The sequence below is a fragment of the Bacillus sp. LSHTCR4 genome (assembly GCF_057197025.1).
This window is the reverse complement of record NZ_JBXUNO010000001.1, coordinates 2,105,824-2,119,285: the sequence shown is the minus strand read 5'-3', so window position 1 is coordinate 2,119,285 and position 13,462 is coordinate 2,105,824. Positions and strand designations below refer to the sequence as shown.

The window sequence follows — 13,462 nt, the reverse complement described above, 5'->3', positions numbered from 1 at the left end:
GTACCGATCATTACAATAATGAATAAGGAGTGTTTTTATGCCATCGATTATTTATTTATTAGCTTTAGCAATCTTTTGTATGACTACATCAGAATTTATGGTTGCAGGTATGATGAATGAACTTGCTCTTGCATTCCAGGTTCCTGTATCATCTATTGGGTATTTAATTTCAGCTTATGCAGGAGCAATGGTAATAGGAGGCCCCATTTTAACTGCAATCCTCTTACGAATGCGCAGCAAACAAGCATTATTGTTTTTAATGTTCGTATTTTTAATTGGTCAATCGCTCGGAGCTATTGCTTGGAACTATGATATTATGATGATTTCACGAATTATAACTGGTATTGCTTCAGCTTCAGCTTTTGGAGTTGCGATTTCCTTTTCAGCAACATTGGTTCACTCTGATTCAAGGGGAAAAGCTGCATCAATTGTACTTGCAGGTTTAATGTTCGCAACTGTATTAGGCTTACCTATAACAACCGTTATTTCCCAATCTTTTGGCTGGCGTATTAGTTTTGGGGCTGTTTCTGTTCTTGTGCTAGTATCAGGGCTTATGATTCAATGGTTGTTACCATCATCTTCAAATAAAGAGCAATTAAATTGGAAAGACGAACTTCTGCGATTTAAGAATATTCATCTTTGGGCAGCGTACGTAACAAGTATGTTCATTATTGGTGGTACGTTTGCAGCATTTAGTTATTTCACTCCGATCTTTACAAATGTCACAGGCTTTTCAAGTGCAAGTATTCCATATTTACTTGCTCTCTATGGTAGTGCGACGGTAATTGGGAATATAATAATTGGCAAGTTCGCTGATAAATATACAATGAAAATACTTATGGGTGGATTAATTATATTAATTATAGCGTTGTCTTTATTTGCTTTAAGTGCAGAGAATAAATACATTGCAGTGATTTCTACGATTTTTGTTGGTTTAACTGGTGTAGCTTTGAATCCAGCTATGGTTGCGAGGGTGATGAAAACAGCTAGTAATGGAATAATGATAAATACCGTTCATAGTTCTTTTATTACGCTAGGTATTGTTATTGGTTCGTCACTAGGTGGTCTGGGGATCAGTAAAGGATATGGTTTTGTATCTCCGCTATGGATTGGAGCTTGTTTAGCTATCCTTGGGGTAATTTCGTTATTCCCATATTTACATAAAGGAAAGGCAGATTAAGAGGTTTAAAATTTCTTTATATGGGGTACCGCCACATCACCATCAAGCTAATACTTTCATATCCCTCTAAATTAAAATTTTCTTTCTCTACAGATAGTTATTCTGAGAAGTCGCTCATTTATTTGTTTTGGGGCATTTCTTTTTCTTAAGTTGATGGGTATGTATGGTGACCTCTATTAGACGATAGTGAATGAACAATTTCGGGGGGGCAGTTAAACTTTATTTAAAATAAGATTTTTTTGCAGTAAAATCAATGTTAGTGGAATTTTTTAATCAAACTTTTTTAAAAATTAATATAAATACTTGCAATATTTAAATTAGTACTATATAGTTCTAGTTATGACAAAGGTAAAATTAATGAATCAAAAACGTGTGATTGAAGTAGCTGCAACATTATTTTTAGAAAAAGGGTTTGCTTATACAAGTATGGATGAATTAGTACGTGTAAGCAAAGTTTCAAAGTCTAATGTGTATTATCACTTTTCTAATAAGGAACAATTATTAGAAGGAGTCGTTGATTATTGGATTGAAATGTATCAATCTGCAATTGATGACGTACTTTCTCAGAACCAATTTTTAGTTGAAGATCGTATCCAACTGTTTTTAAAGCAATTATCACAAGGAGTTCAGTCGAGAGAGTATAAGGGGAGCTGTCCATTTATTACTCTTTATATTCAAAGTCCTACACAGGCCACGCAAATAAAAGAAAAAATAGGTCTTTTTTTTACAGGATTACAAAAGAAAATGTCTCTATTACTTAAACAAGGGGTAGAGAATGGAGAATTCAGAAATACGATTCATATTGATGAGGTTGCATCCCTTTTTATTACAAATCTTGAAGGTGCGTTATTTATTTCAGAAACATTGAAGGATGCAACTGTAATCACGAAAACAGCAGATCATTTTTTAAAATTGCTTCGATAAAAGAAGCATTTTTTTTACATCAAATTAGTACTAAGTAGTACTAAAAAGGGGATCTTATATGAGAACAGTATTTTTAACTGGTGGAACAGGCTTTATTGGAAAGCAATTAGTAAAAGAATTAGCCAAAGAGGATGTTAAAATTCTTCTTTTAGTAAGATCGAAAAGTAAAGCAATACGCATTTTTCAAGAAAGAGGCATCTTAAAAAAAGCAGTTATGCACTTTATTGAAGGTGATTTGACGAAAATAGATTTAGGTCTAAGTGCTGAAGATAAGGAGAGGGTATTGAAAACGGATGTGATTATTCACGCAGGAGGCCCCATGGATATTCAAGCGACAAGTAAAGAGGCAGCTTCCGTATTTTTAAATGGCGCCAAACACATTAGTGAATTAGCTAAAAGTATTCATCAATTGAAGGGCTTGCAACAATTTATTCATGTTGTAGGTTATATGAGTCCCTTTGATGATAAAAATAGCAAGATTGCAATTGATGTGTTTAAAGAAGGAAACAATTATTTGAAAATAAAAAATCCATATGAGAGAACAAAATTTTTAGCAGATCTTTATATCCGTCACCAGGCATCAGCAGTAGGTTATCCGCTTTCTGTAATTAATCCGCCAACTGTAGTCGGTAGTAGTAAAACAGGGAGTACAGAACAGATAGCGGGATTAGGTTTGCTTGTGATGAGTATGCGAAGAGGGCTCATGCCAGTGATTCCTGGAGGTAAGGGATATAGGTTACCACTTATTTCAAACGATGAGCTTGCGAAGTTTATTGTGCAGGTTTTCAGATTGGAGCAACCGACTATTCAAACATATACACTTGTTGAAGACAAACAGCACGATCAGAACATTGCTGAGTTATTAAGTATTATGTCGGAAAGTATGAATATGAGGGCACCAAAAATCTCTGTTCCAATGCCACTTATGAAAGCAATTATGAATAGTGGAGTAAGTAAAATAACAAAAATTCCTTCTGATGGACTGAATTTTATTACAAACCGAAAATTTTCAGATGTTTCAGCGAAAAAAATTATGGGAGGAGATTGGTTTAAGAAGACGAGTGTAATGAAATTTTTCCCTGCCGTAGTAGCTGATCTGGATTATCGAATGATGTATCAAAATGGCCAGCATAATCATTTATTTAAACGAACATTATGCGATAACACTACCCTTTACCAATTACAAGGAGAGGGTCAACCGTTTATTTTATTACATGGTTTATTGAGTGATGGAGAGGATTTATTTCCTTTAGCACAAGAGCTTCATGAAAAAACTGGTCAACCTGTATGGATCTTGGATCTTCCAGGTTTGGGACGTTCTCCTTTTAAACAAGAGAAGAATCTTCTAGATATCTATTTGAATGTAGTGAAAAAATTATTGGAGAAAGCTACGAATGGTGCACATCTAATTGGCCATTCATTCGGTGCGTTTATTCTTCTGGAAGCATTGGTACAAGAGTACATAGATAAGAAGTATGCAATCACTTTACTTCAGCCACCTGTTGCTAAAAAAAATGCTAAATCGCTAAATATTCCTCAATTTATGAACAAATGGACATTAAAACTGGCAACTACTAATTTGATAGGGCGATATTTATTAAGTAATGGTTTGTTTGAAAGTATGGAGAGCATCCCTGAGAATTATATTGAAAAAATAAGTAACAGTTTTACTTCTCCTAGAATTTTAAATACTACGGTTCAACTTAACAGTTTACTACTGAAAAATGATCAAGGTGATTTCAATGAAGTAACAAAGTATAATCTTCACATTATTTGGGGGGATTATGACAGAGCCTATTCTGCTCCATCGCATCTTGGTAAGGTTGATTTTGTTCCATATGGCCATCATTTTCCTCTTAGCCATCCGAGTGAAACGGCAACATTAGTAATAAAAAATAGTAATACGAGCAGATGAGAGTGTGGGATAAATAAAAAGTGTGTAGTAAGATCGTTGTGTTTTTGAAATAAAATCGTACTGTTCGGGGTCCCGCCCCATCGCTATCAAGCTAATATTTTATAGCACCCCCAAAACGAAAAAAACGACTTTGTATTAAAGTTGCAAATAATTTTTGCTCTGAAGTATTTTTCTTTTTAGTTGTTAGATAAGAATCATATATCTTAATAGTTTTTTATTGTAAAAAAATTCAGATATTTACACGGATACCAATAGGTGATATTATATAAAAAATAAATGCGATGAAGAGAAGAGTAAATATAGTGAATTCTATACAGAGAACCTTGGTAGCTGAAAAAAGGTTAGAATTTCTTTATTGAAGCAAGCCTCAGAGCAGCACGTCGGAACCTTTTAGGAGGGGGTGATGTGACGGGAGCTCCCGTTATAGAGCTAAGGTATAAGCATTTTTAAATGCCGTACCTGATAAGGTTAATATGGCGACATATTAATAAACTAGGGTGGCACCGCGATGATAAATCTCGTCCCTAAGACTTCAAGTCTTGGGGGTGGGATTTTTTTATTTTGTTTTAAGTATTGCATTCTATCTGATTATATTTTAGGAGGAATTCAATTGAGTTTAAAAAAAACATTGGAAACTTGGCGGTATCCATCTATCTTATTGTTTAGTATTGGTGTTTCAAGTGTTGGAAGTTGGGTTTACTTTATTGCTCTAAACCTAATCGTTCTTAACATAACAGAATCGGCAATTGCTGTCTCTGGTTTATATATTATTAGGGCTTTATCAACATTGTTTACTAATATTTGGTCAGGAAGTCTTGTAGATCGTTCAAATAAAAAATATCTCATGATAGCACTAGGTGTCTTTCAGACTGTGCTAATTGCATTATTACCTTTCTTCTCTTCTTTAGGGCTTATATATGCTATGGTCTTTCTTATTACAATAGCGAGCTCTATGTATCACTCCACATCGGTAACTTATATTACAAAGTTAATACCAATAGGACAAAGAAAACGTTTCAACTCTTTACGTAGCCTACTTGATTCCGGAGCATTTTTGACTGGACCAGCAATAGCGGGAATGATGTTTACAATTGGTACACCTAATATGGCTATTTATATCAATGCTGGAGCTTTATTTTTATCTGCATTAATTACAGTAGGAATGCCTAATGTTGAATCCTCTGCACAGTTAGAAAAAACATCAGATACAACAAAATTATCTCTTAGGTTATTAATAGATGATTGGAAGCTTGTTATTGGATTTAGCCGTAAGTTTCTATATATCATGATAATATATCTTTTATTTAGTGCGATGGTAGTCATGATGACAGCTACAGATTCGTTGGAAGCTGCTTTTGCAACTAGGATACTTTCTTTATCTGAAGGTGAATATGGAATTTTAGTCAGCATTGCTGGAGCAGGAGTATTGGTAGGTTCTTTATCTAATGCAATAATTAATGAAAAAATACCTACCTCATGGCTTATGGGTATGGGTTCCTTAATAACTGCAGTAGGTTATATGATTTTTACATCTTCTAATACCTTTTTTATAGCATCTGTAGGGGCTTTTGTTTTATCATTTGCTACTGCCTTTTCTAATACCGGTTTTTACACATTTTATCAAAATAATATACCTGTTGATGTGATGGGCAGAGTTGTCAGTATTTACGGGTTTATTGAGGCTTTTTTAATTATTACAGTTACTGTAATCTTTGGTGTTTGTTCAGAGCTTATATCTATACGATTTGTTGTAGTTTCAGGAGCATTTGTAATGTTTTTGATATCTATCATACTATTTATTTGCAGTGTTCAACCATCAAAAGCAAAATTCTATTCTAATTCAACTGAGCTTAAAGATTCGTTTCAATAAATTCTTTTTTAAATAAATAAAATTAAATAATGGTAATGAAATAAAAAGGATCTTTACTGAATGATTCTTTTTATTTCCGATAACGAAGGTCATGTAAACATAGGTAAATAACAGAATTAATTGTTAAACGGCTATATAAAGTACTGCTATAAAGCTAAAGTTTTGCACTATCCATAAAACTAAAAAGACGTTATCCTTTCTGTAGAATCATAGGAAAGGATGGCGTTTTTGTATGTCTATTTCTGTATCCGATGAATTGATATAACACCCTAATTTTTATAAATTAATATGTGTATTATCTTATAAAAAAACTCAGCAGGATTTATTCTGATGAGTTTTTTTGATTATATAATTTATCAATAATTATTCTTTTTTCTCCGGCTGATAGGAAAGAATAACGACACCTGAACTGGTCGTTCTTGTTTCGATCAGTTTTAAAGCCTTTGTATCGTTTCCGGTTTTAAAGAGACGCTTTCCGCTTCCTACGATAACGGGATTGACCATAAAATGATATTCATCAATGAGGTCGTGTTGCATCAATGTTTGTATAAGCTCACCACTACCATAAATTAAAAGGTTCTGACCGGGCTGTTCCTTCAGTTTCGATATTTCTTCTATAACATTATCCTTGATAAGATTTGCATTCCATTCGGTTTTTTCCAAAGTTGTTGAAGCAACAAATTTAGGAATGCTGTTCATCTTATCAGCAAAACCTTCTTCATCAGTCATAGAAGGCCAGGCAGCTGCAAAACCTTGATAGGTTACTCGCCCTAGTAGAAGAGCTTCACTTTCAAACAGTAAATTGGATTGAAACTTTGCTACTTCTTCATTGAAGTATGGAGCAGTCCAAGCTGGTTCCTCCATGACACCATCTAGTGAGAGGTACATCGATACAATTATTTTTCCCATTTTGTTCTCCTTTAGTTTTAAATTGAGATTTTTACATATTGGTAAAACAATTATTAATTCTCCAGCTAGAGAAAATTTCCCTTTTTAATAGTTTCGACAAAATGTATTTATGTGTGTTTCGGAATAACCTAATATATATTAATAACTTCGAAATATTGTATAACAGATAATTTGTATGCATTATTGATTAGCATTGCTTATTGTGCTAACGAATTAGGATAGTGTGGCGGCCGACTAAATAGTTGCTTATCCTCAATTATTAGAAGGGAAGTTCTATCATTTCACGAATTTATTAGACATAGACGAGTGCTATAATTTTCTATATCTACATAAAGAGGTGACTACGCATGAATCAAAGACCGCTAGAAGAAGAATACGCTGGGAGCTCCGGCGAATATATCCGTTTGGTGCCAGACGGTAATATCATTGACATTTTGCTCGCCCAGGAAAAGCAAATGACCGAGCTCCTAGCATCGTTGACCGAAAGCCAGGCCGCATATCGGTATGCGGAAGGAAAATGGACACTGAAAGAAGTCGTGGGCCACATTACAGACGCGGAACGCGTTATGACCTACCGCCTGCTCCGGTTCGCAAGAGGGGACCAGACGCCTCTGACCGGTTTCGATCAGGAATTGTTCCTGCCTCCTTTCGGAAGCTGGACAACCGCGCAATTGGCCGAAGACTACCGGGCCGTAAGGCAATCAACGATCACATTGCTGCGCGGGCTACCGGCGGAGGCGTGGACCCGCAAGGGCACAGCCAACAACCTAAGCATTACGGCGCGCGCCCTTGCGTACGGCATCGCAGGACACGAACTTCATCACATGGGGGTCATCCGAAACCGGTACTTGAGTAAATCGTCGGCTGAGGCTTTTTGAATGGAACAAACACCTCTCATACAACCTTAGATACCGTTCTTATTGGGGTCCCGCCCCACAACTAGCAGCTTAAGGATTTAGACTATTTTTGAAATGAAAAGCACGTTACTATTCTCTTATGTTAATGAGAAAGGGTGACGTGCTTTTTATAAATATGCACCAAAAACAAGAGTTATATCGATTATTCTCATTTTGGGGTATTTGTTTTTCTTAGATTGATGGTGATGGGGCACTACTCTATAATGATCAAATTAAAATTTAAATAGTTATAGAGATTCCATTACTCGGAAATATTGTAACTATTAAGTTGTAAAAAGAACCGTAGTTTTTCATTTTTGAAAAGGCGATGGTCTTTTTTAGTTGGAGCAAAGTTATGATACGAGGAAGTTTTTTTAATTAATCAAAAAAACTTGATTAATTATTTGCATAAAGAACTCACCAGCGTATATACTATAAATATCAAAAAAAGTTGATGAAAGGAAGTGAACTACAGTGGCACAAGATTTTCAGTTATATGAGAAAAAGTTTAAAGCGTTGGCGGATCAGAAACGTCTAGAAATCATGTATGAGCTTTGTCAGCGGGGACAGACGTGTGTATGTGATTTAACAGAGGTTTTTGAAATGACGCAATCTAAGTTGTCCTATCATTTAAAGATTTTATTAGACGCAGGTTTAATTGTAAAAGAAACAAAAGGTACGTGGAGTTATTATGATTTAAATGATGCGGAAGTGAATAATTTATTATCAGAAGAATTGTGCTGTATCTTTAGAAAAACAGGAAAAGGTAGCTGCTGTTAAAATTTTGAGATATTAATCAAAAAAACTTGATTAATTATATATAAAGAGGAGGAATAAGGTATGAGATATGTTCACGTTGGTATAAACGTTACGAATTTAGAGAAGTCTATTGAATTTTATGAAAAAGTATTTGGTGTATCACCAGTTAAAGTGAAAACGGATTATGCAAAATTTCTATTAGAGACGCCAGGACTTAATTTCACGCTGAATGTGCGAGATGAAGTGAATGGAAATCAGGTAAATCACTTTGGTTTCCAAGTGGATACAGCTGAAGAAATTACATTACATAAAGAACGATTAGAAAAAGAAGGTTTCTTCGCGCGTGATGAGATGGATACGACTTGTTGCTATGCAGTGCAAGATAAGTTTTGGGTAACAGACCCTGATGGGAATGAGTGGGAATTCTTTTATACGAAAGCACATAGTGATGTTCACAAAATAGAAGAGTCATCTTGTTGTACGACTTCTAATGAAGTAGCTAAAAATTCTTGTTGTTAATAGGAGATGGAAAATAAAATGAAACGTTTATCTTTTCTAGACCGCTATTTAACGCTATGGATTTTTCTAGCGATGGCTGTTGGGATTGGTTTAGGGTTTGTGTCCCCTAGTGTAGTAGACGGACTGAATACATTACAAGTTGGCACGACGTCTATTCCGCTTGCAGTTGGTTTAATTGTAATGATGTATCCACCATTAGCGAAAGTTCGCTATGAGGAAATGGGCCGAGTATTTAAAGATGTTAAAGTGTTAGTTTTATCATTAGTACAAAACTGGATTATTGGTCCGGTACTTATGTTTGTTTTAGCAATTATTTTTCTTCCTGATAAACCAGAATATATGGTCGGACTCATTATGATTGGGTTAGCACGCTGCATTGCAATGGTCATTGTTTGGAACGATCTAGCTGATGGGGATAAAGAATATGCGGCAGGTTTAGTTGCTTTTAATTCGGTATTCCAAATGCTCTTTTTCTCAGTTTATGCATACGTATTTGTAACTATAATTCCAGAATGGTTAGGGATTGAAGGTGCTATTGTCGATATTACAATGGTAGAAGTAGCAAAATCAGTATGTATCTATTTAGGAATTCCTTTTATAGCAGGTATGTTGTCACGCTTTATACTTGTTAAGTTAAAAGGAAGACAGTGGTATGAAAAGGTGTTTATACCTAAAATTAGTCCACTTACATTACTTGCATTGCTATTTACAATCATCATTATGTTCTCTTTAAAAGGGGGGATGATTGTTAGCGTGCCACTAGATGTAGTAAGAATAGCGATTCCGTTATTAATCTATTTTATTGTAATGTTTTTTGTTTCTTTCTTTATGGGAAGAAAAATTGGTGCAAACTATCCGGTAACAACAACGTTAGCATTTACAGCAGGTAGTAATAACTTTGAGTTAGCAATTGCTGTAGCAGTTGGTGTGTTTGGAATTCATTCGGGCGCAGCATTCGCAGCTATTATCGGACCGTTAGTTGAAGTCCCTGTCATGATTGCACTTGTAAACGTCGCTTTTTGGTTTAAGCGTAAATATTTTAATGACCAACCAGTATAATTTAAAAACAAAGGCGGAAAACAACATGGAAAATAAAAAGACAATCTATTTCTTATGTACAGGAAATTCATGCAGAAGCCAAATGGCAGAAGCATGGGGCAAACAATATTTAGGAGATAAGTGGAATGTATATTCTGCAGGGATCGAAGCACATGGAGTAAATCCAAATGCTATTAAAGCGATGAAAGAAGTGAATATCGACATAACGAACCAAACATCGGATATAATTGATGCAAACATTTTAAGTAGTGCTGATTTAGTCGTTACGCTTTGTAGTCATGCAGATGCTGTATGCCCATCTACTCCGCCGCATGTGAATCGTGTTCACTGGGGATTCGATGATCCAGCAGGAAAAGAATGGTCTGAATTTCAGCGTGTTCGAGATGAAATTGGAGAACGTATAAAGCGATTTTTTGAAATAGGGGAGTAAATAAAGGAAAGAGTCAATCTTCTATTGTGTTGGAGATTGGCTCTTTTTATTATATATTTCATTGGTTTAAAACAACTATTAAAAAATGGAGAATATTCTGTCGTGGTGGTAAAGTTAGAATAAAGCGATTTCAGAAAGGTGGTTTAACTTATGATTTCTGAATTAAGCAAGAATGATTTTTATAAATGTAGCGGTTTAATAAATGCACAAGGTCAATTAGAAGTCAAAGCTGTAATTGCAGGAGTGAATCCTGGTCGTATATTTGTAGATAACGTGACTGCTCCTAATTCGGGGCTTATTTGGTTAGGTAATAATGATGGCTTCTTCTTTATTGGAGATGCTGAAAATGAAGAGTTTAATAAAGAAATGAATCATTTTATTAATCATGTAATAGTACCTGAGGCGAGGACAGCAGGACTAGATTGCTTTGAAGGAATCGGGAATCATTCAAAGTGGAATAAAACAATCGAAAGAATATTTCAGCATCGTAAATTAAAGAGTTGGAATCAAAGAGTGTATATGCTAAAGGAAGAGGATTATGAAGGTAATCATGAACCTAGAATTGAACAAGGGTACACAGTGCTGAAAATGAGCAAAACGCTTTATGAAAATCAAAGAGATTCATTGAAGAACATTGAGTTTTTACAATCAAAAATTTTAGAGTTTTGGTCTTCACCGGATCGCTTTTTCAATGAGGGAATCGGTTATTGCATTGTCTACGATGATCTAATTGTGAGTGTTTGTTTTTCAGGGTTTGTATTTGAAAATATACACTGCATAGATATTGAAACAATAGAGGGGCACAAAGGGAAAAAATTAGCTCAAAAGATAGCTCATAGTTTTGTGAAAGATTGTTTAGAGAATAACATTACTCCATATTGGGACTGTATGGAATTGAACAAGCCTTCTGTCGCAGTTGTGGAAACTGTAGGGTTTACAAATGTTTTTAATTATGTAGGATATTATTTTCCTTTTGAGTAAATTAAGTGTATTTTACAAACCTATCATCGAGGATTTTTACATGTAAGGAGAATCGGATGAAACACATAATAAAAGACGTATTAATGAATTATTTTAAAGAAATTCATTCACTAGCAGTGGAGGAAGAGTTACATAAGGAAAGTTGGAATACCGATCTACACTATAAAATTATGGTGAATGGAAAGCGGTATTCCGCACGGTTTATGAATAGCATGCGAACAATCAATCCAGCTTTTGGAGCGTTATCAAACGAACAACTGATAGAGCAAGTACGCTTTACATATTATTTACATGAGCATGGAATTCCTTTTATGAAAATTAACAAGAATACGTCAGGGGAGTCATTTACATTAGTTACTTGGAATGATGAACAGTACCGATTTGTATTGGCAAATTGGATTGAAGGAGAGCATCTTACACACTGCACAGAATCTATCGCAGAATCCTTTGGAAAGGAAGCAAGAAAGATTCATGACATATCTTGCGCATTTCAAAGCTCGATTTTTCAAAAGAAATCACATTTGGATGGGTATGCCCAGTTTATTCATATGTTAGAAAGTAAGGCAAGCGCATGCAAAGAATTACGGGAGTATATAGATCTCGCTACATATCATATAGAGTGTGCATATACGAGTGAATTAGAGTTTATCATACAGACAGATTTAAATCCTTTGAATGTTTTATGGGACTCAAGTCAACAGGTAAAAGGAATTGTAGATTTTGAATCGATTGGCTATGTAGACCGCATTGAAGGATTGTCCTTTTTAATAAAATGGTATTCTCGAATAGAAGGAATACATTCGCATGAAGTAAGTCCAAGTGTTGCTAGTGCATTTTTAGAAGGTTATAGGGCTCATAATATTGTAAAATCAAATGATTACAAAAGACTTTCTTCGTTACTATGGCTATCCGGTAGTTTGAATTGGAATTTTGTGAAGAAAACGCTAAGTGTAATAAGTGATGAGAGGGAGTTAGAAGAACATTTGGAAGTTTATAGAGTGAGGGGAGAAAGACTATCTTCATTATTAATTAGTACATAACATGTATGCTCCTAATTTGGGATTTAAAAAGAAACAATATGAGGTGTTCAAAAAATGAAAATACAAATTGTATTGTTTGACGGTTTTGGAGAACTTGTCTCCTTTGCACCTTTTGAAGTATTAAACAGAGCGATAGAAGAAGGGGCTCCGTTTACAGTTGAATTTGTGTCGAGTGAACCAAAACAAGAAGTTACTACTTCGTTTGGAGTTACAGTTAAATTACATGATTTTTTACGAATGGATAATCGTCCAGATTTGTTAATTGTACCTGGTGGTGGCTGGAATCATAAAGCAAAGCACGGGGCACGAAAGCAGGCAGAGCTTGGTACTTTAACCAAAATGATTAGAGAGATGAACAATGAAGGAACGATTGTTGCTGGAGTTTGTACAGGAGGTATGCTACTAGCTGCATCTGGTATATTGAACGGTCAAAAGGCAACAATGCATCATTTGGCGCAGGGTGAAATGAGTAAATATGGAGCAGAACTTCTTCCTTACAGAATTGTGGATCAGGGCGATATGATTACTGCAAGGGGAGTTACTTCAGGAATTGATTTAGGACTTTGGATTACGGAAAAGTTCGCAAGTTCTAAAATTGCAGCTGCTGTTGAATATAGAATGGAATATGAGCGGCGGGGAGTTGTGTGGGAGTAATTTAACTTGAATCATAGTTTTTACTGTAGAGTGTATTACATATTGTAAAAGAGAAAGAGCCAACTCATGTGAGTAGGCTCTTTCTTTTATGTATTCATTTTCTATGGTTAATAATTTGGCTGAATATATCCTAACTTTATTCCCTTTGTGACAGCTCCCTAAATCCCATTAGCTTATAAAATAAGGGAAGTTCAACATAATGGACATAAAAGGTGCTTATAAATATAAAGTAGGATGTTATGAAAATGAATAAAGATTGCAGAGCCTACATAAAAAGGACCTTAGCTAAACCCAGAATATAAAGAGCTTTTTTGAGAATGAGAAAA

Annotated in this window: 13 protein-coding genes and 1 other annotated feature; of the genes, 12 read left to right on the top strand and 1 reads right to left on the bottom strand. The window is 35.0% G+C overall.

Annotation, left to right across the window (positions count from 1 at the left end; genetic code table 11):
- Positions 1–37 precede the first annotated feature (37 nt).
- The 4 genes from AC2CGR_RS10880 to AC2CGR_RS10865 all read left to right on the top strand — a co-directional run bounded on the left by AC2CGR_RS10880 (position 38) and on the right by AC2CGR_RS10865 (position 5,889).
- A complete protein-coding gene (locus tag AC2CGR_RS10880) occupies positions 38–1,180 on the top strand; it encodes an MFS transporter (RefSeq protein WP_484480810.1) in 1,143 nt (380 codons plus the stop codon).
- A gap of 357 nt (positions 1,181–1,537) precedes the next feature.
- The gene (locus tag AC2CGR_RS10875) at positions 1,538–2,104 is read left to right on the top strand and encodes a TetR/AcrR family transcriptional regulator (RefSeq protein ID WP_001072301.1); all 567 of its coding nucleotides are present in this window, start codon (positions 1,538–1,540) and stop codon (positions 2,102–2,104) included.
- A gap of 58 nt (positions 2,105–2,162) precedes the next feature.
- Positions 2,163–4,019: an alpha/beta fold hydrolase gene (locus AC2CGR_RS10870; RefSeq protein ID WP_484480809.1), complete on the top strand. Its 1,857-nt coding sequence runs from the start codon at positions 2,163–2,165 to the stop codon at positions 4,017–4,019.
- Between the two features lie 272 nt (positions 4,020–4,291).
- Positions 4,292–4,548: a binding site (T-box leader), on the top strand.
- Positions 4,549–4,629: 81 nt separating this feature from the next.
- The gene (locus AC2CGR_RS10865; RefSeq protein ID WP_484480808.1) at positions 4,630–5,889 is read left to right on the top strand and encodes an MFS transporter; all 1,260 of its coding nucleotides are present in this window, start codon (positions 4,630–4,632) and stop codon (positions 5,887–5,889) included.
- Positions 5,890–6,252: 363 nt separating this feature from the next.
- Here the strand turns inward: AC2CGR_RS10865 and AC2CGR_RS10860 are convergent, their stop codons facing one another.
- Positions 6,253–6,798: a dihydrofolate reductase family protein gene (locus AC2CGR_RS10860; protein WP_131102575.1), complete on the bottom strand. Its 546-nt coding sequence runs from the start codon at positions 6,796–6,798 to the stop codon at positions 6,253–6,255.
- Positions 6,799–7,145: 347 nt separating this feature from the next.
- Between AC2CGR_RS10860 and AC2CGR_RS10855 the strand changes: the two genes are divergently transcribed.
- The 8 genes from AC2CGR_RS10855 to AC2CGR_RS10820 all read left to right on the top strand — a co-directional run bounded on the left by AC2CGR_RS10855 (position 7,146) and on the right by AC2CGR_RS10820 (position 13,136).
- Positions 7,146–7,676, top strand: coding sequence for a DinB family protein (locus tag AC2CGR_RS10855; RefSeq protein WP_277482789.1), 531 nt, complete (start codon positions 7,146–7,148; stop codon positions 7,674–7,676).
- 492 nt (positions 7,677–8,168) lie between these two features.
- Positions 8,169–8,474 carry an arsenical resistance operon transcriptional regulator ArsR gene (gene arsR, locus AC2CGR_RS10850; protein ID WP_000046018.1) on the top strand — a complete coding sequence of 102 codons (306 nt, stop codon included), beginning with the start codon at positions 8,169–8,171 and terminating at the stop codon, positions 8,472–8,474.
- Positions 8,475–8,534: 60 nt separating this feature from the next.
- Positions 8,535–8,972, top strand: a complete 438-nt coding sequence (locus AC2CGR_RS10845) for an ArsI/CadI family heavy metal resistance metalloenzyme (protein ID WP_001271026.1) — start codon at positions 8,535–8,537, stop codon at positions 8,970–8,972.
- 18 nt (positions 8,973–8,990) lie between these two features.
- Complete coding sequence (gene arsB / locus AC2CGR_RS10840) at positions 8,991–10,031, top strand: ACR3 family arsenite efflux transporter (RefSeq protein ID WP_131102571.1); 1,041 nt, start codon at positions 8,991–8,993, stop codon at positions 10,029–10,031.
- 25 nt (positions 10,032–10,056) lie between these two features.
- Entirely contained in the window at positions 10,057–10,461 is a 405-nt protein-coding gene (arsC, locus tag AC2CGR_RS10835; protein ID WP_484480807.1) for an arsenate reductase (thioredoxin), read from the top strand.
- 150 nt (positions 10,462–10,611) lie between these two features.
- Positions 10,612–11,442, top strand: a complete 831-nt coding sequence (locus AC2CGR_RS10830) for a GNAT family N-acetyltransferase (RefSeq protein ID WP_087964626.1) — start codon at positions 10,612–10,614, stop codon at positions 11,440–11,442.
- 56 nt (positions 11,443–11,498) lie between these two features.
- Positions 11,499–12,482, top strand: coding sequence for a phosphotransferase enzyme family protein (locus AC2CGR_RS10825; protein WP_484480806.1), 984 nt, complete (start codon positions 11,499–11,501; stop codon positions 12,480–12,482).
- A 54-nt stretch (positions 12,483–12,536) separates the two neighbouring features.
- The gene (locus tag AC2CGR_RS10820; protein WP_087964627.1) at positions 12,537–13,136 is read left to right on the top strand and encodes a DJ-1/PfpI family protein; all 600 of its coding nucleotides are present in this window, start codon (positions 12,537–12,539) and stop codon (positions 13,134–13,136) included.
- Positions 13,137–13,462 lie beyond the last annotated feature (326 nt).